The sequence below is a fragment of the Cellulosimicrobium sp. GQ32 genome (assembly GCF_059758455.1).
In genome coordinates this window covers 23,374-42,269 of sequence record NZ_JCAXEP010000001.1, presented here as the reverse complement: position 1 = coordinate 42,269, position 18,896 = coordinate 23,374, and the positions used below count along the sequence as shown (strand labels likewise).

General features: G+C 76.7%; 19 protein-coding genes. 12 read left to right on the top strand and 7 right to left on the bottom strand.

What is annotated here, in order from left to right:
• The first annotated feature begins 3 nt into the window (after nt 1-3).
• Nucleotides 4-1,023: a c-type cytochrome biogenesis protein CcsB gene (ccsB, locus tag AC6CH9_RS00200; protein ID WP_498153096.1), complete on the top strand. Its 1,020-nt coding sequence runs from the start codon at nt 4-6 to the stop codon at nt 1,021-1,023.
• A gap of 111 nt (nt 1,024-1,134) precedes the next feature.
• On the opposite strand, the gene AC6CH9_RS00195 is transcribed toward ccsB, so the two are convergent.
• Complete coding sequence (locus AC6CH9_RS00195) at nt 1,135-1,605, bottom strand: PLD nuclease N-terminal domain-containing protein (protein WP_498153095.1); 471 nt, start codon at nt 1,603-1,605, stop codon at nt 1,135-1,137.
• A 31-nt stretch (nt 1,606-1,636) separates the two neighbouring features.
• Here AC6CH9_RS00195 and AC6CH9_RS00190 point away from each other — a divergent pair, with 31 nt between their 5' ends.
• Nucleotides 1,637-1,987, top strand: a complete 351-nt coding sequence (locus AC6CH9_RS00190) for a DUF4229 domain-containing protein (RefSeq protein WP_498153094.1) — start codon at nt 1,637-1,639, stop codon at nt 1,985-1,987.
• Between the two features lie 27 nt (nt 1,988-2,014).
• On the opposite strand, the gene AC6CH9_RS00185 is transcribed toward AC6CH9_RS00190, so the two are convergent.
• Both AC6CH9_RS00185 and AC6CH9_RS00180 read right to left on the bottom strand, forming a co-directional pair.
• Nucleotides 2,015-2,884, bottom strand: coding sequence for a 1,4-dihydroxy-2-naphthoate polyprenyltransferase (locus tag AC6CH9_RS00185; protein ID WP_498153093.1), 870 nt, complete (start codon nt 2,882-2,884; stop codon nt 2,015-2,017).
• 53 nt (nt 2,885-2,937) lie between these two features.
• Nucleotides 2,938-4,215: an AMP-binding protein gene (locus AC6CH9_RS00180; protein WP_498153092.1), complete on the bottom strand. Its 1,278-nt coding sequence runs from the start codon at nt 4,213-4,215 to the stop codon at nt 2,938-2,940.
• A 98-nt stretch (nt 4,216-4,313) separates the two neighbouring features.
• On the opposite strand from AC6CH9_RS00180, the gene AC6CH9_RS00175 reads away from it, so the two are divergent.
• Nucleotides 4,314-5,390: a DUF3048 domain-containing protein gene (locus AC6CH9_RS00175; protein WP_498153091.1), complete on the top strand. Its 1,077-nt coding sequence runs from the start codon at nt 4,314-4,316 to the stop codon at nt 5,388-5,390.
• A gap of 139 nt (nt 5,391-5,529) precedes the next feature.
• Nucleotides 5,530-5,787: a hypothetical protein gene (locus AC6CH9_RS00170; protein ID WP_498153090.1), complete on the top strand. Its 258-nt coding sequence runs from the start codon at nt 5,530-5,532 to the stop codon at nt 5,785-5,787.
• 9 nt (nt 5,788-5,796) lie between these two features.
• Here the strand turns inward: AC6CH9_RS00170 and AC6CH9_RS00165 are convergent, their stop codons facing one another.
• Together AC6CH9_RS00165 and AC6CH9_RS00160 are read right to left on the bottom strand one after the other, a co-directional pair.
• Nucleotides 5,797-6,816, bottom strand: a complete 1,020-nt coding sequence (locus tag AC6CH9_RS00165; RefSeq protein WP_498153089.1) for a 1,4-dihydroxy-2-naphthoyl-CoA synthase — start codon at nt 6,814-6,816, stop codon at nt 5,797-5,799.
• Between the two features lie 5 nt (nt 6,817-6,821).
• Entirely contained in the window at nt 6,822-7,844 is a 1,023-nt protein-coding gene (locus AC6CH9_RS00160; RefSeq protein WP_498153088.1) for an EamA family transporter, read from the bottom strand.
• 67 nt (nt 7,845-7,911) lie between these two features.
• On the opposite strand from AC6CH9_RS00160, the gene pdxR reads away from it, so the two are divergent.
• The 6 genes from pdxR to AC6CH9_RS00130 all read left to right on the top strand — a co-directional run bounded on the left by pdxR (nt 7,912) and on the right by AC6CH9_RS00130 (nt 15,218).
• Complete coding sequence (pdxR, locus tag AC6CH9_RS00155) at nt 7,912-9,387, top strand: MocR-like pyridoxine biosynthesis transcription factor PdxR (protein WP_498153087.1); 1,476 nt, start codon at nt 7,912-7,914, stop codon at nt 9,385-9,387.
• A 75-nt stretch (nt 9,388-9,462) separates the two neighbouring features.
• Nucleotides 9,463-9,786, top strand: coding sequence for a DMT family transporter (locus AC6CH9_RS00150; RefSeq protein ID WP_047231563.1), 324 nt, complete (start codon nt 9,463-9,465; stop codon nt 9,784-9,786).
• A gap of 5 nt (nt 9,787-9,791) precedes the next feature.
• Nucleotides 9,792-10,397 carry a TetR/AcrR family transcriptional regulator gene (locus AC6CH9_RS00145; RefSeq protein WP_498153086.1) on the top strand — a complete coding sequence of 202 codons (606 nt, stop codon included), beginning with the start codon at nt 9,792-9,794 and terminating at the stop codon, nt 10,395-10,397.
• A 52-nt stretch (nt 10,398-10,449) separates the two neighbouring features.
• Nucleotides 10,450-11,451, top strand: a complete 1,002-nt coding sequence (locus AC6CH9_RS00140) for an o-succinylbenzoate synthase (protein ID WP_498153085.1) — start codon at nt 10,450-10,452, stop codon at nt 11,449-11,451.
• The gene (gene menD, locus AC6CH9_RS00135; protein WP_498153084.1) at nt 11,448-13,409 is read left to right on the top strand and encodes a 2-succinyl-5-enolpyruvyl-6-hydroxy-3-cyclohexene-1-carboxylic-acid synthase; all 1,962 of its coding nucleotides are present in this window, start codon (nt 11,448-11,450) and stop codon (nt 13,407-13,409) included. Before AC6CH9_RS00140 ends, menD begins: the two co-directional genes overlap by 4 nt.
• Before the next feature lie 96 nt (nt 13,410-13,505).
• Nucleotides 13,506-15,218 carry a S1C family serine protease gene (locus AC6CH9_RS00130; RefSeq protein ID WP_498153083.1) on the top strand — a complete coding sequence of 571 codons (1,713 nt, stop codon included), beginning with the start codon at nt 13,506-13,508 and terminating at the stop codon, nt 15,216-15,218.
• 208 nt (nt 15,219-15,426) lie between these two features.
• Here the strand turns inward: AC6CH9_RS00130 and AC6CH9_RS00125 are convergent, their stop codons facing one another.
• Nucleotides 15,427-15,963, bottom strand: a complete 537-nt coding sequence (locus tag AC6CH9_RS00125) for a GNAT family N-acetyltransferase (protein ID WP_498153082.1) — start codon at nt 15,961-15,963, stop codon at nt 15,427-15,429.
• A 106-nt stretch (nt 15,964-16,069) separates the two neighbouring features.
• Entirely contained in the window at nt 16,070-17,437 is a 1,368-nt protein-coding gene (locus AC6CH9_RS00120) for an isochorismate synthase (RefSeq protein WP_498153081.1), read from the bottom strand.
• A 67-nt stretch (nt 17,438-17,504) separates the two neighbouring features.
• Here AC6CH9_RS00120 and AC6CH9_RS00115 point away from each other — a divergent pair, with 67 nt between their 5' ends.
• Together AC6CH9_RS00115 and AC6CH9_RS00110 are read left to right on the top strand one after the other, a co-directional pair.
• Nucleotides 17,505-18,200: a demethylmenaquinone methyltransferase gene (locus AC6CH9_RS00115; protein WP_498153080.1), complete on the top strand. Its 696-nt coding sequence runs from the start codon at nt 17,505-17,507 to the stop codon at nt 18,198-18,200.
• A gap of 162 nt (nt 18,201-18,362) precedes the next feature.
• Nucleotides 18,363-18,896 (top strand): alternate-type signal peptide domain-containing protein, encoded by a 534-nt coding sequence (locus tag AC6CH9_RS00110; RefSeq protein WP_498153079.1) that lies wholly within the window; start codon nt 18,363-18,365, stop codon nt 18,894-18,896.

Sequence of the window (18,896 nt, the reverse complement as noted above, 5' to 3'; positions counted from 1 at the left end):
CCGATGACCGTAGCCGAGCTGAGCCAGGACCTCGTCTGGGCCGCTGCGACTGCCCTGACCGTCGCGCTCGTCGCGTTTGCGATCGACCTCGCGCGGCTCGCGGGCCGGGCGGACGACGAGCGTGCCGGCGCGCGGGCCGACGCGAAGGCACCCGGCGCCGAGGTGCTCGCGGGCGCGGGCGCGCCCGCCTCGCCGTACGGCCCGGACGCGCCGGACGCCGTCGACCCCGCACCCGTCGCCGCGCCCGAGCCGTCCCGCAAGGCGGCGAACATCGGGATCTCGCTCACGTGGCTCGGGACGGCGCTGCTGCTCGTCGCGATCGTCACGCGCGGGATCGCTGCAGGCCGCACGCCGTGGGCCAACATGTACGAGTTCACGCTCGTCGGCGCGTTCGTGGCGCTCGCGGTGTTCCTCGTCGTCTCCCTCAAGCGCGACGTGCGCTTCCTCGGGTCGTTCGTGACCGGCCTCGCGGTGCTCTTCCTCGTGCTCGCGCAGAACGCGTTCTTCGTCGCCGCGACCGGCGTGCAGCCCGCGCTCCAGTCCTACTGGCTCGTCATCCACGTGGGCGTCGCGATCATCGCGACGGGCATCTTCACCGTCGCGTTCGTCACGTCGGTGCTCCAGCTCCTGCGCGACTCGCGCGACTCCGGGAACGCGTTCCTCGGCGCGCGCGGCTGGCGCTGGCTCGACTCGACGCCCGGGCCGCTCCAGCTCGAGGCGCTGAGCTTCCGCCTCAACGCGGTCGCGTTCGTGCTGTGGACGTTCACCATCATCGGTGGCGCGATCTGGGCCGAGCATGCGTGGGGCCGCTACTGGGGCTGGGACCCCAAGGAGGTCTGGAGCTTCGTCGTCTGGATCGTGTACGCGGCGTACCTGCACGCCCGCACGACCCGCGGCTGGTCCGGCCGCCGGGCGGCGTACTTCGTGATCGTGGGCTACGCGTGCGTGCTGTTCAACTTCACGGGCGTGAACCTGCTGTTCAACGGCAAGCACTCGTACTCGGGCCTCAACCCGGGCGACTGACCCGCTCCGGCACCGCGCCGCACCGAGCGCTGCGTCCCCGCGCGAGCGCTGCGTCCAGACGCGCAGCGCTCGACCGCGGACGCAGCGCTCGACCTGTGCGCGGTGGTTCGGTCAGCGGGCCGCGTCGTCGCCGTCGTCGGAGCCGTTGCTCGCCCCGGGACGGCGCGCGTCGCCGTCGTCCTCGGTCCGGTCGTCCTCCGTCGTGTCCCCGGCTGCCGGGGGAGCGTCGTCCGTCGCGCCCGAGGGTGCCTCGTCCCGCGCCTGGCGACGCTGCTGCTGCTCGAGCCGCCAGAGGAACTCGGGGTCGTCGTCGGGCGCGACGGGGGCGTTGCGGCGCCGGCGCGTGCCGCCGTTCGACGAGCCGCCCGACGGGCGCCCGCCCGCGTACCGCGAGCCCGAGCGCGCCGCGGACCGCTTGACGAGGATCCAGGCGATGGGGCCGAGGAACGGCAGCAGGATGATGAGGACGATCCACAGTCCCTTGGGGATGCCGCCGCGCTCCTCCTCGTCGCTCGAGGCGAGGTCGACGAGCGCGTAGACCGCGAGGCCGACGGCGATGAGGGGCAGCAGCACGCGAAGCATGGCTCCAGCCTACGGGCCGTACCCTGGAGTCGTGCCTGTCGTCGTCTACTCCGTCCTGCGTCTGCTGCTCTTCGCCGCCGCGCTGGGCGTGCTCTGGTTCGCCGGCCTCCGGGGCTGGCTGCTCGTCCTCGTCGCCGCGGTCGTCGCGCTCATGCTGTCGTACCTGACCCTGCGCAAGCCCCGCGAGGCGGCGTCGCGCTACCTCGCCGAGCGGGCCGAGCACCGCGCCCGCACGGGCGAGCGGTTCTCGCGCGAGATCGAGGACGACGCGGCGGCCGAGGACGCGGCCCTCGACGCGGTCCTCGACCGCGAGGGGAACGTCGCGTCGTCGGGCTCGGACCCGGCGCCGACGGAGCAGCCCGGGGCCTCGTCCTCCCGCTGAGCCCGCCGGGGCTCGGCCTGCCGGCGCTCAGAGCGCGAGCCCGACCCCCAGCAGCACGCCGTACGCGAGCTCGAACAGCCCGGTCCCGGCGAGCACCGGCACGAGGAGCGGGCCGCGCGCACCCGCGATCACCGGGAGCGTGAGGAGCACGGCCGGCAGCAGGAGGACCAGGGTGCCGAGCGCCCAGGGCGACGCGAACGCGCACACGACCGCCAGCAGCAGCGGGACCCAGATCATCGCGACGTAGGCCCGGCGGGCACGGAAGTCGCCGAGCCTGACCGCGAGCGTGCGCTTGCCCGCGACGACGTCGGTCGGGATGTCGCGGATGTTGTTCACCATGAGGATCGCGCACGCGAGCAGGCCCACCGCGACCGCCCCGACGGCCGACGGCCACGTGACCACGCCCGCCTGCGTGTAGGTGGTGCCGAGCGTGGCGACCAGGCCGAAGAAGACGAAGACCCCGACCTCGCCCAGTCCCCGGTAGCCGTACGGGTTGCGGCCGCCCGTGTAGTACCAGCCCGCGAGGATCGCGAGCGCGCCCACGGCGATCAGCCACCAGTGGCCGGTCACCGCGCAGAGCACGAGCCCGAGCACGGCGGCGACGGCGAACGCGCCGAACGCCGCGGCGCGCACCTGCCCCGGTCGTGCGGCGCCGGTCGCGGTGAGCCGCATGGGGCCGACGCGGTCGAGGTCGGTGCCGCGCACGCCGTCGGAGTAGTCGTTCGCGTAGTTCACTCCCACCTGGAGCGCGAGCGCGACGCCGAGGGCGAGCAGCGCGGGCCAGAAGGCGAAGCCGTCCACCTGGGCCGCGGCGCCGGACCCGACGATGACGGGCGTCGCGGCGGCGGGGAGGGTGCGCGGGCGCGCGCCCGCGACCCACTCGGTGGTGCTGGCCATGGTGCTCCGTCTCGGTCGTGCGGGTCGTGCAGGGTGGTGGGACCGCGGGCGGCTCAACCGGGGCGGGCCTGGAGGTGCCCGACGGCGAGCCGCGCCACCGCGGCGCGGTCCACCTTGCCGGGCCCGCGGCGCGGGAGGTCCGCGACGACGAGCACGCGGCGTGGTGCGGCCGCCCGCTCCAGCCTATCTGCGACGTGGTCCCGGACCGTGGCGACGAGCGTGTCCGGGGCGTCCGTGACCGCGCCCGAGCCCTCGGCGCCGGGCTCGGGGGCCGAGCGGGGCGCGGCGGGCGCGGGCCCGGCCGTCGTGACGACCGCGACGACCTCCTGGCCCCACTCCGGGTGCGGCACGCCGACGACGCACGCCTCGCCCACGCCGTCGACCTCGGCGACCAGGGCCTCGACCGCCGCCGGGGCGACGTTGACGCCGCCCGAGACGACGACGTCGTCCGCCCGGCCGAGCACGGTGAGCGAGGGTCCGTCCGGAGCCCCGTCGAGCCGGCCGAGGTCGCTGGTGCGGAACCAGCGCGTGCCGTCGTCGTCGGTGCGGAACGCGTGCGCGGTCGCGGCCGGGTCGCCGAGGTAGCCGTCGGCGAGGAACGGTCCGGAGAGCTCGACGACGCCCGTGGTTCCGCCCGGCTCGTCCGCGGGCGTGAGGTGTGCGAGCCGCACGCGCGCGCCTGCGAGCGGGACGCCGTCGTACACGCACCCCCCGCTCGTCTCCGTCATGCCGTACGTGGTCACGACGCGCGCGCCCGCCGCCCGCGCGCGGCGGAGCAGCGCGGGCGGCGCGGCGGCTCCGCCGAGCAGGACCGCGTCGAGGGCGCGGAGCGCGTCCAGACCGGCGGCGCCGCCCTCGGCCCCTGCGTCCGCCGCGGCGAGGAGGCGGTGGAGCTGCGTGGGGACGAGCGAGACGTACCGGCGCTCGGCGCGCGGCGCCCGGGCGACGAGCGCGGCGAAGCCGGCCGGGGTGAACGGCTCGCCCTCCGGCGCGACCGTGAGGCCTCGACCGGCCGCGTGCGCGCGGGCGACCACCTGTACGCCCGCGACGTGGGTCGCGGGCAGCGTGAGGAGCCAGTGCCCGGGCCCGCCCAGGCGCTCGTGCGTCGCGGCGCCCGAGGCGCGCAGCGCCGCCGCGGACAGCACCACCTCGCGCGGCTCGCCGGTCGAGCCCGACGTGCGCAGGACGAGCGCGGCGCCCGGCGGCACGTCGGCGTGACCGGGGCCGGAGAGCAGCGGGACGGGCGCCACCGGGGGGCCGGCGCCGTCGAGCGCGGCGCCGACCGCCGCGACCAGGGCGTCGAGATCGGCGGGGACGACGGCGCGGTTCACCGGATCAGCGTAGGCCGGGCCGTAGGGTGACCGGGAAGCGCACGTCCGTCGCAGGGGCAGTGCCAGGACCAGGTCCTGGACCGACGGGAAGGTCGAGGATGACGAGGACGGCACGAGGAACCGGTGCGGTCCGGGCGGGGCTGGTGGTCGCGCTCGTCGCGGCGTCGGTCCTGCTCGCGGGGTGCGGCGGCGAGCCGGCCGCGCCCACCACGGAGACGGTCGACGCGGACGTGTCCGCGGACAAGGGGACGCCGCCGACGCCGGACGTGCCGCTCGTCTGGCCGCTGACCGGCGTCGAGGCCGAGGAGGTCGCGGACCGCCCGGCGCTCGCGGTGAAGATCGAGAACGCGCCCCAGGCGCGCCCGCAGACCGGCCTGGAGCAGGCCGACGTCGTGTGGGAGGAGGTCGTCGAGGGCGGCATCACGCGCTTCGTCGCCGTCTACCACTCGCAGGTCCCGGAGCGCGTGGGCCCCGTCCGCTCGGTCCGTCCCATGGACCCGGCGATCGTCGGTCCGCTGCACGGGATCCTCGCCTACACCGGCGGCCAGCAGCCGTTCATCGATGCCGTCGGTGCGGCGGGGGTCCAGTCGGTCGTCATGGACGAGGGCGACGACGGGTTCACCACGACCCGCGCGCGCCGTGCGCCGCACAACGTGTACGGCAGCCCGGAGGAGTTCTGGGCCCAGGCCGACGGCGACCGCACCACGCCCCCGCCCGCCCAGCTCGTCTTCGCCCGGGAGCCGGGGACCGGCACGGCCACCGTGGCGGGCAGCGCCGCGACGCGGCTCGACGTGCGGCTCACGTTCGCGAGCAGCGCGGTGTGGGAGTGGAACGCCGACGAGGGTCGTTACGTGCGCAGCGAGGGCGACACGCCCGCCGTGTCGTCGGACGAGGTGCGGCTCTCGGCGACGAACGTCGTGCTGCTGTCCGCGCCGATGGAGGACACGGCGTTCAAGGACCCGGCGGGGGTGCCCGTCCCGGAGACGCAGCTCGTGGGGACCGGCGAGGGCGTCGTCGCGAGCGGCGGCAAGCAGGTGCCGGTGACGTGGTCCAAGGAGACGGTCGAGTCTGCGATGGTGCTCACCGGGGCGGACGGGAAACCCGTCGAGCTCGAGCCCGGGGCCTCGTGGATCGAGCTCGTGCCGGTCGGGTCGGGGAGCTGGGAGATCGGCTGAGCGCCCTTCTCGCCCCGCGGTCGCCTCCGGGGTCCTCCCCACGGCGTACGACCGCTCCGCCCCGAGGGGGACCGGCGGGCACCCAGGTCGAGCCGCGGGGCCGACGCGGTGACGGGGCCGCGCGCGGCACCGTGGAGTCATGGCAACCGTCGTCCCGCACCCCGTCCACCCGTCCCAGCCCGGCACCCCCGGCGAGGGCGCCACGCAGCGCTCGACCGAGGGCCGGCTCCCGCCGTCCTACGCGCCGCGCACGCCGCGCGACGACGAGCCCGGCGCCGCTCGCTCCGCCGCGCCCGTCGCGATCTCGGTCGGGCTCCTGTTCGGCCTCGCCGTCGCCGCGGCGTTCGTCGGCCGCGGCCTCATCGAGATGCTGACGAGCCTCGTCGCCGGCTCCTGACCCGCCAGGTCAGAACGCGTAGCCGAACCGGCCCCAGTCCGGGTCGCGCCGCTCCAGGAACGCGTCGCGCCCCTCCACGGCCTCGTCCGTCATGTACGCGAGCCGCGTCGCCTCGCCCGCGAAGACCTGCTGGCCCATGAGCCCGTCGTCCGCGAGGTTGAACGCGAACTTGAGCATCCGGATCGCCTGCGGCGACTTCGACGCGATCGTGCGCGCGTACTCGATCGCGAGATCCTCGAGGTCCGCGTGGTCCGCGACCTCGTTCACCGCCCCCCACTCGTACGCGTCCTGCGCCGAGTACTCCCGCGCGAGGAAGAAGATCTCCCGCGCCCGCTTCTGCCCCACCTGCCGTGCCAGGTACGCCGAGCCGTAGCCGCCGTCGAACGAGCCGACGTTCGCGTCGGTCTGCTTGAACCGCGCGTGCTCGCGGCTCGCGATCGAGAGGTCCGCGACGACGTGCAGCGAGTGCCCGCCGCCCGCCGCCCACCCGTTGACGACCGCGACCACGACCTTGGGCATCGTCCGGATGAGCCGCTGCACCTCGAGGATGTGCAGGCGCCCCGCGCGGGCCGGGTCCACCGCGTCGCGCGTGTGCACGTCGCCGCCGCCGTCGGGCGCGGTCGTGTACTGGTAGCCCGAGCGCCCTCGGATCCGCTGGTCGCCCCCGGAGCAGAACGCCCACCCGCCGTCCTTGGGGGAGGGGCCGTTGCCCGTGAGGAGCACCGTCCCCACGTCGGACGTCATGCGCGCGTGGTCGAGCACGCGGTACAGCTCGTCCACGGTGTGGGGGCGGAACGCGTTGCGCACCTCCGGGCGGTCGAACGCGACGCGCACGACGGGCAGGTCGCGCACGACGGCGCCGTCCGTGCCGCGCTCCACACCCCGGTGGTACGTGACGTCGGTCAGCTCCTCGAACCCGGCGACGTCGCGCCACGCGCCCGGGTCGAACGTCTCGGACACCTGGCGGGGGAGCGCGTGCGCGCGCGGGTCGTCGGCGGGGACGGCGGGGGTGGGTTCGGTGCTGCTCACGGTCGTCACGGTAGCCGCTGCGGGGCGAGGGACGCGCTCGGCGCAGGGGCCGGCTCGTCGGCGTGGGGCGTGTGCGCCGGAGCCGCGCCGTCCCGCGGCGGCGCGGCGAGGCCGAGGACGAGGCCGGCGCCGACGACGAGCGTCCCGACCAAGGAGCGGGCGTCGAGCGCCTCGAACCCGAGGACGACCGAGGTCGCGAGCGCCGCGACGGGCAGGAGGCCCGCGAACAGGCCGGCCCGCGCGGGGCCGATCACGGCCAGCCCGGAGTACCAGAGCAGGAACGCCACGGCCGTGACGACGACGGCGAGGTAGGCGAGCGCCGCGAGCTCGGCGGCGTCGGGCACGGCGAGGAGCGGCTGCCCGGTGACGCGCTGCCGGACGAGGCCGAGCACGGCGAGCTGGGGGACGGCCAGGACGCACGCGTACGCGGAGACGCGCAGCGCGCCGAGCGTCGGCAGGAGCGGCACGGCGAGCAGCGAGAAGCACACCTCGCACGCGAGCGCCCCGAGCGCGAGCGCGACGCCGACCGGGTCCCCGGAGCCGCCGCCCTCGACGACCACGACGCCGGCCGTCACCACGACCGCCGCCGCGAGCGTCCGGACCGCGACGCGGCGTGCCCGGAGCGCGGCGGCCGCGGCGAGCACGACGGGCGAGGCGCCGACGACCGCCCCGACGAGCGAGGGGTCCGCGCGACCTGCGCTCTCGACGACGAGGACGCTGAACCCCACGAGACCGGTCGCCGCGAGGGCGGTGAGGCGCAGCAGCGCGCCGGGCGACGGCAGGACCCACGGCACGCGCCGCGCGGCGAGGACGGCGAGCAGGACGAGCGCCGCGACGGCGTAGCGGGCGGCCTGCCCGCCGAGGACCGGGAAGTCGGCGAGGGCGGCGGACGCGACGAACGAGGAGCCGACGATCATCATGCCGAGGGCGCACCGGAGGTCGCCGGACCGCGTCGGGCCGGGGTGGTCGGGCGTACGGTCGCCGTCGTCGGACGGGACGCGGCGGGAGGGGCGAGGGGCGAGGGCCATGCGTCGACCGTAGGGTCGGTTCTGGACCAGGGTGCAGGTCCAGAACGTGCCTGGTTCACTGGGCCAGATGACGACCCGGATCGAGCCTGACGCCCTGCTGCTCGCACTCGGGCCACGACCGGGCCGCGACGTCGGGCGGTGGCTCCACGCCGGTCTGCGCGCGGCCGTGGTGGACGGCCGGCTCGAGGCGGGCGCCGTGCTCCCCTCGAGCCGCGACGCGGCGGCGGCGCTCGGCGTCTCGCGCGGCACGGTGACCACCGCCGTCGACGTGCTCGTCGGCGAGGGGCTGCTCGTGTCCCGGCCCCGGTCGGGGGTGGTCGTGGCGGCGCTGCCCGCGCCGCCGTCGGGCGGTGCGGGTGCGGCGCGCCGCCCGACCGGTGCGGCACCCGGCGCCGAGCCTGGCACCGGGCCTGGCACCGGGCCTGACCTGGCGCCCGGGGCGCGGCCCGTGAGCGTCGGCACGCCCGACCCCGCGCTCTTCCCGCGCGCCGCGTGGGCGCGCGCCGTGCGCGACGGTGTGCGAGGCCTGGCCGACGCCGACCTGGGCTACCCGGACCCCCAGGGTCTGCCGGCGTTGCGCGAGGCGCTCGCGGTCCACCTGCGGCGCGCGCGGGGGGCCCACGTCACGGCGGACGACGTGGTCGTGGTGAGCGGGGTCGCGCAGGCGCTCTCCCTCCTCGCCCGGCTGCTCGCCGCGGGACGGCTCGCGGGCCCTGCCCCCGCGCAGCGGGTGGCGGCGGCCGTCGAGGACCCGTCGTCGCGCGGGGCGCTCGAGCTGCTGCACGACGCCGGCCTGCGGACGGTCGGCGTGCCCGTGGACGCCGAGGGCCTGTGCGCGGACCTGCTGCCCGACGACGCGCGCGCCGTCCTCGTGACACCCGCCCACCAGTTCCCGCTCGGTGTCGTCCTCGGGCCCGCCCGACGGCGCGCGCTGCTCGCGTGGGCGGCGGCGGGGGGCCGCCTCGTGATCGAGGACGACTACGACGCCGAGCTGCGGTACGACCGGCAGCCGGTGGCCTCCGTGCAGGCCCTGGACCCCGAGCGCGTCGTCCTGCTCGGCTCGGTGTCCAAGCTGCTCTCGCCCGCGCTGCGGCTCGGCTGGGTCGTGGCGCCGCCGCGCGTCGTCGGGCCGCTGGTGGAGGCGAAGCGGCACGCGGACCTCGGGACCTCCGTGCCCGAGCAGGCGGCGCTCGCGGCGCTTCTCGGCTCGGGCGCCTACCAGCGGCACCTGCGCCGGGCCCGGTCGGTGTACCAGCGGCGGCGGCGCCTGCTGCTCGACGCGCTCGCGCGCGCCCTGCCGGGGGTGGAGGTGGGCGGGGTCGCCGCCGGGCTGCACCTCGTCGTGCCGCTCCCCGACCCGGCGGCCGAGCGCGCCGCGGTCGACGGTCTGCACGCGCTCGGGGTGCCGGCCGAGCCCCTCAGCGGGACGGGGGTGGGCCACCGTGCGGCGGGGGTGGTGGTCGGCACGGCGCGCGTGCGCGAGGGCGACGTCGGGCTCGTGGCGGACGTGCTGCGGGCGGCGGTCTTGACCCGAGCGCGATAACTGGTACGTTAGTACCAGTTCTGCGCACGACGGCGGGCCCTGCCACCCGGTGCGTCGACCCGAGGGAGTCTCCCCATGGCATGGATCGTCCTCATCCTCTCCGGCATGCTCGAGGCCGGCTGGGCCCTGAGCCTCAAGGCGTCGCACGGCTTCACCAAGCTCTGGCCGAGCGTCGCGTTCGTCGTCATGCTCGTCCTGAGCATGGTCGGCCTGAGCATCGCCCTGAAGTCCCTGCCCGTCGGCGTGGCCTACGGTGTCTGGGTGGGGATCGGTGCCTCGCTCACCGCCGTCCTCGCCGTCGTCCTGTTCGACGAGCCCGTCACGATCCTCAAGGTGATCTCCCTCGTGCTGATCGTCGCGGGGGTCGTCGGGCTCAACCTCTCCGGGGGAGGGCACTGACACCCATGCCGACCGAGACCGTCGACCCGCGGCCCGCGCCGCGCCGCCAGGCGCGCGGGGTCGCGCGCCGGGACGCGATCGTCCGCGCCGCCGCGGACCTCATCCTCCAGGAGGGCCCGGCATCGGTGACCCACCGCGCCGTCGCGTCCCGGGCCGACGTCCCGCTCGCCGCGACCACGTACTACTTCACCGGCCTCGACGACCTCATCGGCGCGGCCGGCGAGGTCGTCGTCGCCGGGTGGGCGGCCCACGCCCGCGGCGCGGCCGAGCGGGCCGCGCGGGGCGGGGACCGCGCGCGCGAGGACGCGCACGTGCTCGTCGACGCGGTCCTGCCGCCCGGTGGCGAGAGCGAGCTGCGCGGCTTCTACGAGCACCTCGTGGGCGCGGGTCGTTACCCGGCGCTCGCCCGCGCCTACGGCGAGGGCAGGCAGGGGCTCGACGACGCCGTCGGGCAGCTCCTCGCGGTGCGTGGTCTCGCCAGCGTGCCGCCCGGGCTGCTCGTCGCCGTGGTGGACGGCGCCGCGGTGAGCGCGCTGAGCGAGGGCCACGACGTGCGCGCGCTCGCCGTGCAGCTCGTCGGCGAGCTCGTGGGCCGTCCTCGCTCGAGCTGACGGCCCGCCGTCGGCGACGTGGGACCGGCCGCGGTGGCCTAGCCTGGAACGCGTGCCCGACCCTCTCGAGACCGTCGTCTACCGCACCCCTCTGACCACGCGGTTCCGAGGGCTCGACGCGCGCGACGGCGTGCTGCTGCGCGGGGAGGCCGGGTGGGGCGAGTTCTCCCCGTTCTGGGACTACGACGACGCCGAGTCGGCTGCCTGGCTGCGCGCGGCCCACGAGGCCGCGCACGAGGGCTGGCCGGACGCGGTGCGCAACCACGTCCCGGTCAACGTCACCGTCCCCGCGGTCGGGCCTGCCCGCGCGCGCCGGCTCGTCGCCGCGTCCGGAGGATGCCGTACCGCGAAGGTCAAGGTCGCGCAGCGCGGTCCCGACGGCGCGCTCGAACCCCTCGAAGCGGAGGTCGCACGCCTCGAGGCCGTGCGCGACGCGCTCGGGCCGGGTGGGCGCGTGCGCGTCGACGCCAACGGGGCGTGGGACGTGGACGAGGCGCTGCGCCGGCTCCCTGCGCTCGACCGCGCGGCGGGCGGGCTCGAGTACGTCGAGCAGCCGTGCGCCGACGTCGCGGGGCTCGCCGCCGTGCGGCGCGGGCAGCGGGGCGACACCGCGGTGCCGGTCGCCGCCGACGAGTCGATCCGCCGGGCCGCGGACCCGCTCGCGGTGGTGCGCGCCGACGCCGCGGACGTCGTGGTGCTCAAGGTGCAGCCGCTCGGCGGCGTGCGCGCGTGCCTCGACCTCGCCGAGCAGGTCGGCCTGCCCGTCGTCGTGTCGTCCGCACTCGAGTCGTCCGTGGGCATCGCCGCGGGCGTCGCGCTCGCGGCCGCGCTCCCCGAGCTGCCCTACGCGTGCGGGCTCGCGACCGTGAACCTCTTCGTCGCCGACGTGGCCGACCCGCCGCTCGTGCCCGTCGACGGCGCGCTGCCCGTCGTCCGCCCCGAGCCCTCCGCCGCGGCGCTCGCGGCCACCGCGCCCGACGACGAGACCGACCGCCGCTGGCGCGAACGGCTCGACCGTGTCTCGGGCCTGGTGCTCGCGGGAGGTGCGCGATGAGCGCGCTCGGGACCCCGCCCGGCCCGGGCGCCGGGACGCCGCCCGGCGGCTCGGACCTCGACGCTCTGCTCGACGGCCTGGACGCGCAGCCGCCCGCGGTGCGCAGCGCGTTCGCGCTCGTGCACCGGCTGCTGCACGAGGGTGTCGCGGACGTCGTCCTCGCGCCAGGGTCGCGCAGCGCGCCGCTCGCCTACGCGCTCGCGGCCGCGTCGGACCTCGGGCACCTCACGCTGCACGTCCGGGTCGACGAGCGCGCGGCCGGCTTCCTCGCCGTCGGCCTCTCGCGCGGCGCGGGTCCGGTCGTGCGCGGCGGCGTCGCTCTGCCCCGGCCGGTCGCGGTCGTCACGACGTCCGGGACGGCCGTCGCGAACCTTCACCCGGCGGTGCTCGAGGCGCACCACACCGGCGTCCCCCTCGTGCTCCTCACCGCCGACCGGCCGCACGAGCTGCGCGGCACGGGTGCGAACCAGACGACGCACCAGGCCGGGATCTTCGGCGCGGCGGTGCGGTTCGCCGCGGACGTCCCCGCCCCCGACGGCCGCCCGGGCGAGGTGCGCGACCTCCTCGCCGTCGCGACGCGTGCGCTCGCCGAGGCGGTCGGCGCGCGCTCGGGGCACCCCGGCCCGGTGCACCTCGACCTCGCGTACCGCGAGCCCCTCGTCCCCGGCGTCGCGACCGGCACCGACGCGCTCGCCGCGCCGGGTCCCGACCCGCGCGGTGCCCGCTCGGCCGTCGTGCTGCCTGCCGCGGTGCCGCCCGTGCCGTCGATCCCGCAGCCGCGCGACGACGCCGCGCTCCTCGGCGCGCCGGTCGCGCCCGTCGCCGTGCCGGTGCCCGGCGTGCGGACCGTCGTCGTCGCGGGCGACGGCGCCGGCCGCGTCGCGCGCGACCTCGCCGAGGCGCGTGGCTGGCCCCTGCTCGCGGAGCCGTCGTCGGGGGCGGCGGGCGGCCCGAACCTGGTCGTCGCGCACGCGCTCGTGCTCGGGGTCGACGCGCTCGTGGACGGCATCGAGCACGTCGTCGTGCTCGGCCGCCCGACGCTCTCGCGGCCCGTGCAGCGTCTGCTCGGGCGTCCCGACGTCGAGGTGAGCGTCGTGGCGCCGGGTGCCGGCCCGTGGCCCGACGCCGCGCGCAACGCGTCCACGGTCCTGCCGGCGGTACCCGAGCGGTGGCTCGACCCGCGCCCGGGCGTCCCGGACCCGTCCGGGCCCGCGCCCGGGCCGAGCTCGGGCCACGCGACCGACCCGGGGTGGCTCGCGCGCTGGCGCGCGGCGTCGGCAGCGGCGGCAGAGGTCGTCGCCGCGGCGACGGACGGGTCGCTGGCGGACGGCCCGAGCGTGGCGCGAGCCGTGGTCGGCGCGTGCGGGCCGGACGACCTCCTCGTGGTCGGGTCGTCCAACCCCGTGCGCGACCTGGCCCTCGTGCTCGGCGTCGACGCCGACGCACCGCGCGTCCTCGCGAACCGGGGCCTCGCCGGGATCGACGGCACCGTGTCCACCGCGCTCGGCGCGGCGGTGGCCACCGTCCGCCTGCACCGACGCACGCGCGCGCTGCTCGGTGACCTCACGTTCCTGCACGACGCGGGCGGTCTCCTGCGCGGTCCGCACGAGCCGCACGTCGACCTCCAGCTCGTCGTGGTGAACGACGACGGCGGCTCGATCTTCGCCGGTCTCGAGCCGGGCGGGCTCGGGGAGACGTCCGAGGCGGCGGGGCGCACGTTCGAGCGGGTCTTCGCGACCCCGCACGGGGCGAACCTCGCCCAGCTCTGCGCCGGGTACGGCGTGGACCACCAGCTCGTGCAGGACGTCCCCTCGCTGCGGCACGCGCTCGCGGCTCCGAGCCACGGCGTCCAGGTGCTGGAGGTGCGCGTGTCCCGGGCGGAGCGACGGCAGGCCGGCCTGCGCCTGGCGGAGCGGGTGCGTGACGCCGTCCGCGCGACGCTCGTGGCGGGCCGCTGACGACGCGTCAAAAACTCGCAGCGAACTCCCAGGCTCGTTCAAGCCTCGTTCAAGCGCGGCGGTGTGAAGTAGTGGGCAGAACCGAGGAGGCCCACCATGACGAACACCCCGGGCACGGAGCCCACCCCCACCACGCCGGCCCCCGACGCGCCCGCGTCGACGCCGGCCGCCGCTCCCGCCGCGACGACGCCCGCCGCCGCCGAGCGTGCCGCGTCGGTCGCTGCCGAGACGCCTGCCGGGACGCCCACGCAGCCGCCGGCCCCCGTCGCCGCGACGCAGCCGCTCCCGGCGACCGCGGCGCACCCCACGACGCACCCGACGCAGCCGCTCGGCGCGCCGCAGCACGTGCAGCATCTCTCCACGCCGCAGCCCGCCCCCACGGCGCACACCGCGGCGACGCCCATGCCCAACCCGTACGCGCGCCCCGCGCAGTCCGGACCGCACGCGCCGTCCGGCAGCTTCGGGCCGCCGCCCGCGCCGCCGGTCCCGACCGAGCAGGGCGCGGCGGAGAGCCCGAAGCGTCGGCGCACGTGGGTGCCGGTGGTGAGCGCGGCCGCCGCGGCCGCGGTCCTCGCGAGCGTCGGCACCGCCGGTCTCACCGGTGCGTTCGGCGCCGACCAGGACTCGGCGTCGCTCGCGGACGTCGGCCAGCACCAGGAGAACACGGCCGCGCCCGTCTCCGACTCGTCGTCGCAGAACCCCGACTGGGAGGCCGTGACGAAGGCCGTCGCCCCGTCGGTCGTCGCGATCCAGGTGCAGACCTCGCAGGGCGGCGCCGAAGGGTCGGGCGTCATCATCGACGACCAGGGCCACGTCGTGACCAACAACCACGTCGTGTCCGGCGCGGAGAACGACACCGTCCAGGTGACGCTCAGCGACGGGCGGCTCTTCGAGGCGAAGATCGTCGGGCTCGACCCGGCGACCGACCTCGCCGTCGTGCAGCTCGTCGACGCGCCCGACGACCTCCAGCCCGCGACGCTCGGCGACTCCGACGACGTGAGCGTCGGTGAGTCCGTCCTCGCGGTCGGCAACCCGCTCGGCCTCGCGAACACGGCGACCACCGGCATCGTGTCGGCCGTCGACCGCCCGGTGTCCGCGTCCGGCGAGGACGGCGGCACGTCCGTCGTGACCAACGCGATCCAGATCGATGCCGCGATCAACCCCGGCAACTCGGGCGGTCCGCTGTTCGACGCGCAGGGTCGTGTCATCGGCATCACGTCGTCGATCGCGACGCTCTCGGGCGGCGGCACCCAGTCCGGCTCGATCGGGCTCGGGTTCGCCATCCCGGTGAACCTCGCGAAGTCGATCAGCGAGCAGCTCATCGAGAACGGCACCGCCGAGCACGCGTTCCTCGGGGTGACGCTCGCGGACGCGACCGCGACCGCCGACGGTGTCACGCGCCGCGGCGCCGAGGTCCAGGAGGTGACCGACGGCTCGCCGGCCGCCGAGGCCGGCATCCGGTCCGGTGACGTGATCGTCGAGATCGACGGCCACGCCGTCGGGGGCGCCGAGTCGCTCACCGCGTTCGTCCGCGAGCGCGCGGCGGGCGCCAAGTCCACGCTGACCGTCGTGCGCGACGGGAAGACGACCGAGGTCGACGTGACGCTCGCGACGCGTCCCGCCGACGACGAGAGCCAGGGGCCCCAGGACGGCCAGGGCCAGCTCCCGGGTCAGGAGGGCCAGGGCCAGCTCCCCGGCCAGGGCGACCAGGGTGGCGAGCAGGGCGGCGACCAGGGTCAGCAGACCGACCCGACCGACCCGGGCAACGTGCCGAACCCGTTCGACTGGTTCTTCGGCGGCCAGGGCTGACCCTGGCGGGCGCCCCGCGAGGGGCGCCCACGATCTGCGGGGCGGGTCGTCGTGCCGGCACGCGCGACCCGCACCCCGCGCCACGTCCCGCCGTGACCTCTGACCGCGGCGGGCGGGTGGCCGGACCGTGGACGTCCCCCCGCGGTCGGGGCACCGCACCGAGCGGCCGGCACGGATCCCCCGTGCCGGCCGCTCGTCGTCGTCCGGCTCAGTCGGCGACCGCGGCGCTCGGCGCCCACGGCGCCTCGCCGCCCGACGAGGCGGGCGGGGCCGGTGCCTCCACGTGCTTGGTGAAGAAGCCGGCGGTCTCGGCGTACCCGCCGGAGAGGTAGAACTCCTTGGAGAGACCGGTGGCGAGGCCGACGCGGCGCGCGCCGACCTCGGCCGCCCACTCCTCGGCGCTCTCGAGGAGGAGGCGACCGATGCCCTGGCGGCGGTGCGACGGGAGGACGGCGACCTCCTCGACCCGGCACACGACGCCGCTGGACGCGAAGGTCAGGTGCCGGTTCGCGAGCAGGTACCCCACGACGCCACGGTCGGGCAGCTCCGCCACCGCGAAGTACGTGTCGAGCGCGGCGAGCAGGGGCCCGAAGGACCGCTCGAACGCCTCGCGCTCGGGGTCGTGACGGGGCAGCTCGAGGACGAGCGGCCACACGTCGTCACGGTCCGCGACGACGGCACGGCGGACGAGAACGCCGGTCGGGACGCTGGGGCGGGAGACGGAGATCTGGGAGGATTCGGACACCTCCCGAACCTAGCAGCGCGGTCACGCCCCGGTCGGGGCGTCCCGGGTGGCGGTCGGCAGTCAGCGTGGGTGACGTTCCACACCCCGGCGCTCGGCCGGTGCGGCGTCAGGACCCGCCGAGGGCGTAGCGCATCGGCTCGAGCTTCGCCTCCGACTCGGCGACCTCCGCCGTCGGGTCGGACGCGGCGACGATCCCGCACCCGGCGAACAGCCGCACCGACCGGGGGTCCGCGGCCGAGAGCTCGGCCGAGCGCAGGGCGATGCCCCACTCGCCGTCGCCGTCCGCACCGAGCCACCCGACCGGTCCCGCGTAGCGACCGCGGTCCATGCCCTCGATCTCGCGGATCAGCTCGCGCGCGACGCTCGTCGGCGTGCCGCACACGGCTGCCGACGGGTGCAGGGCCGCGGCGAGCGCGAGGCTCGTGGGCCCCGCCGCCGCCCCGCCCGACGAGCCCGGGACGACGGCGCCGCGTGCGAGGACCGCGGTCACGTCCGACGCGAGGTGCATGACGTTCGGCAGGTGCAGCACGAACGGCGCGTCGGGCACGTTCATCGACGAGCAGAACGGGGCGAGTGCCTGCGCGACGGACCGCACGGCGTACTCGTGCTCCTCGAGATCCTTCGAGGACCGGGCGAGCTGGGCCGCCCGGAGGAGCGCCTCGTCGTCGGACAGCCCGGCGCGGCGGATCGTCCCCGCGAGCACGCGCGACGTGACGAGCCCCTTCTCGCTGCGGACCAGGAGCTCGGGCGTCGCACCCACGAGGCCGTCGACGGAGAACGTCCAGCACGCCTCGTACGCCGAGGCGAGCCGGGAGAGCAGCCAGCGCGGGTCGACGGGCTCGGCGGTGTGCGCGACGACGTCGCGCGCCAGGACGACCTTCTCGAGCGCGCCCGAGCGGATGCGCTCGACCCCCTCCGCCACGACGGCCGCCCAGTCGTCGGCCCGCAGCGCGCCGTCGTGCCACGCCACCTCGCCGGGCGACGTGACGGGCGTGCGAGGCGTGCGCCGCAGCGCGTCGGTCGGCGAGGACGAGAGCGAGCCCGCGGTGTCGACGGTGGTGAGCCACGACTGCCCGTCGCGCCGGCCGACGACGACGCGCGGCACGACGAGCACGCCGCCCGCGCGGACCGGGTCGTGCGCGTCGTCGCCGGGGGCGGAGTCGTCGAACGCGAACGAGCCGAACGCGACCGGTCCCGTCCCGGGCAGCCCCACCTCGTCCCGCACGACGGCGCGCGCGAGCGTCTCGTGCCACGCGGTCTCGGCGTCGGCGAACCGCCCGGGACCCCACGTCTCGAGGCGCAGCGCCTCGCCCCAGCCCACGATCCCGTCGCCGCGGCGCACCCAGGCGAGGGGCCGCGCGTCGGGCAGGAGGTCGACGAGGGCGTCCAGACCGCCGGGCAGGTCGGGGATCCGGGTGGTCCTCACGACCAGAGGGTGGGGCTGTGCGGCCGTGGCCGACGGTTCTGCAGTCATCGCCTCCCAGCGTAAGCCGCGTCAGCGGGTGCGCCCTGCGGTGCGGGGACGTGGAACCATGGGCGGCATGCCCCGCGCCAACCTGGACAAGAAGCCCTCCGAGGTCGCGTCGATGTTCGACGGGATCGCCTCGCGCTACGACCTGACGAACGACCTCCTGTCGCTCGGCCAGGACCGTGCCTGGCGCCGGGCGACGGTGCGCGCGGTCGGCGCGCTGCCGGGGGAGAAGGTCCTCGACCTCGCGGCCGGGACCGGGACGTCGTCCGAGCCGTTCGCCGACGACGGGGTGCGCGTCGTGCCCTGCGACTTCTCGTTCGGCATGCTCCAGGTCGGCAAGGAGCGCCGGCCCGACCTGCCGTTCGTCGCCGGTGACGCGACGCACCTTCCGTTCGCGGACGGCACGTTCGACGCCGTCACGATCTCGTTCGGGCTGCGCAACGTCGTCGACACCGAGGGCGCGCTGCGCGAGATGCTGCGCGTCGTCCGTCCGGGCGGTCGGGTCGTGATCTGCGAGTTCTCGACCCCGACGTGGGCCCCGTTCCGCGTCGTCTACCAGGAGTACCTCGTGCAGGCGCTGCCGCGCATCGCCGCCGCGGTCACGCGCGAGGGCGGCTCGTACGAGTACCTCGCGGAGTCCATCGCGGCCTGGCCCGACCAGGTCGGGCTCGGCCGGCTCCTGCTCCGCGCGGGCTGGGAGAAGGTCGCCTACCGCAACCTCTCCGGCGGCATCGTCGCGCTCCACCGGGGCACGCGACCCGCCTGACGCCGTCGCCGCAGTCGGCGCCGTCGGCGCGGGCGACGCCGAATTCACCCGGCCCGCCCGACGGCTGGGCAGGCCGCTCCGCCGTGCCCGACCTACCGTCGAGGGACGAGCGCGGCCACAGGGGGCCCGCGCGCGGCATGACGGGGGCACGACATAGAACGGATGACCAAGGGTGCGCTGGCGATCGGGGCGGGGGCGCTCCTCCTGCTCGGCGGGGCCGGGACGTACGCGCTGTGGTCCGACTCGCAGGCCGTCGCCGAGGCGGGGGACATCGCCTCCGGTGACCTGGACCTCGCGCTGGGCACCGCGGCCTGGACGCTCAACGGGGCCGCGGTCGCGGACGTCACCGCGGTCCGCATCGTCCCGGGCGACGTGCTGGCGCTCAGCCAGCCGCTCACCGTGACCGCGATCGGCGACTCGCTCCAGTCGACCCTCGCCGTCTCCGGCACGGACACGCTCACGGGCGACCCGGCGCTCGTCGACGCGCTCGACGTGGCGTTCGTGCTCGACGGCCCGCCGGCGTGGGCGACGGACAACGGCGACGGCACGTTCGAGGTCGCGCCGTCGACGGCGGCCTACCCGGCGGTCGACGCCGACGTCACGCTGACGTTCGACGAGGCCACGGCCGACCAGGTCGCGACGAACTCGGTCGTGAACCTGTCGAGCCTGACGTTCACGCTCGAGCAGCACCTCTGA

What these genes read in the sequence shown, in the direction of transcription:
- ccsB (WP_498153096.1), top strand. Translation starts at nt 4, where the DNA reads ATGACCGTAGCCGAGCTGAGCCAGGACCTCGTCTGGGCCGCTGCGACT.
- AC6CH9_RS00195 (WP_498153095.1), bottom strand. Translation starts at nt 1,605, where the DNA reads ATGCTTCGCGTGCTGCTGCCCCTCATCGCCGTCGGCCTCGCGGTCTAC.
- AC6CH9_RS00185 (WP_498153093.1), bottom strand. Translation starts at nt 2,884, where the DNA reads ATGGCCAGCACCACCGAGTGGGTCGCGGGCGCGCGCCCGCGCACCCTC.
- AC6CH9_RS00175 (WP_498153091.1), top strand. Translation starts at nt 4,314, where the DNA reads ATGACGAGGACGGCACGAGGAACCGGTGCGGTCCGGGCGGGGCTGGTG.
- AC6CH9_RS00170 (WP_498153090.1), top strand. Translation starts at nt 5,530, where the DNA reads ATGGCAACCGTCGTCCCGCACCCCGTCCACCCGTCCCAGCCCGGCACC.
- AC6CH9_RS00160 (WP_498153088.1), bottom strand. Translation starts at nt 7,844, where the DNA reads ATGGCCCTCGCCCCTCGCCCCTCCCGCCGCGTCCCGTCCGACGACGGC.
- pdxR (WP_498153087.1), top strand. Translation starts at nt 7,912, where the DNA reads ATGACGACCCGGATCGAGCCTGACGCCCTGCTGCTCGCACTCGGGCCA.
- AC6CH9_RS00150 (WP_047231563.1), top strand. Translation starts at nt 9,463, where the DNA reads ATGGCATGGATCGTCCTCATCCTCTCCGGCATGCTCGAGGCCGGCTGG.
- AC6CH9_RS00145 (WP_498153086.1), top strand. Translation starts at nt 9,792, where the DNA reads ATGCCGACCGAGACCGTCGACCCGCGGCCCGCGCCGCGCCGCCAGGCG.
- menD (WP_498153084.1), top strand. Translation starts at nt 11,448, where the DNA reads ATGAGCGCGCTCGGGACCCCGCCCGGCCCGGGCGCCGGGACGCCGCCC.
- AC6CH9_RS00130 (WP_498153083.1), top strand. Translation starts at nt 13,506, where the DNA reads ATGACGAACACCCCGGGCACGGAGCCCACCCCCACCACGCCGGCCCCC.
- AC6CH9_RS00120 (WP_498153081.1), bottom strand. Translation starts at nt 17,437, where the DNA reads ATGACTGCAGAACCGTCGGCCACGGCCGCACAGCCCCACCCTCTGGTC.
- AC6CH9_RS00115 (WP_498153080.1), top strand. Translation starts at nt 17,505, where the DNA reads ATGCCCCGCGCCAACCTGGACAAGAAGCCCTCCGAGGTCGCGTCGATG.
- AC6CH9_RS00110 (WP_498153079.1), top strand. Translation starts at nt 18,363, where the DNA reads ATGACCAAGGGTGCGCTGGCGATCGGGGCGGGGGCGCTCCTCCTGCTC.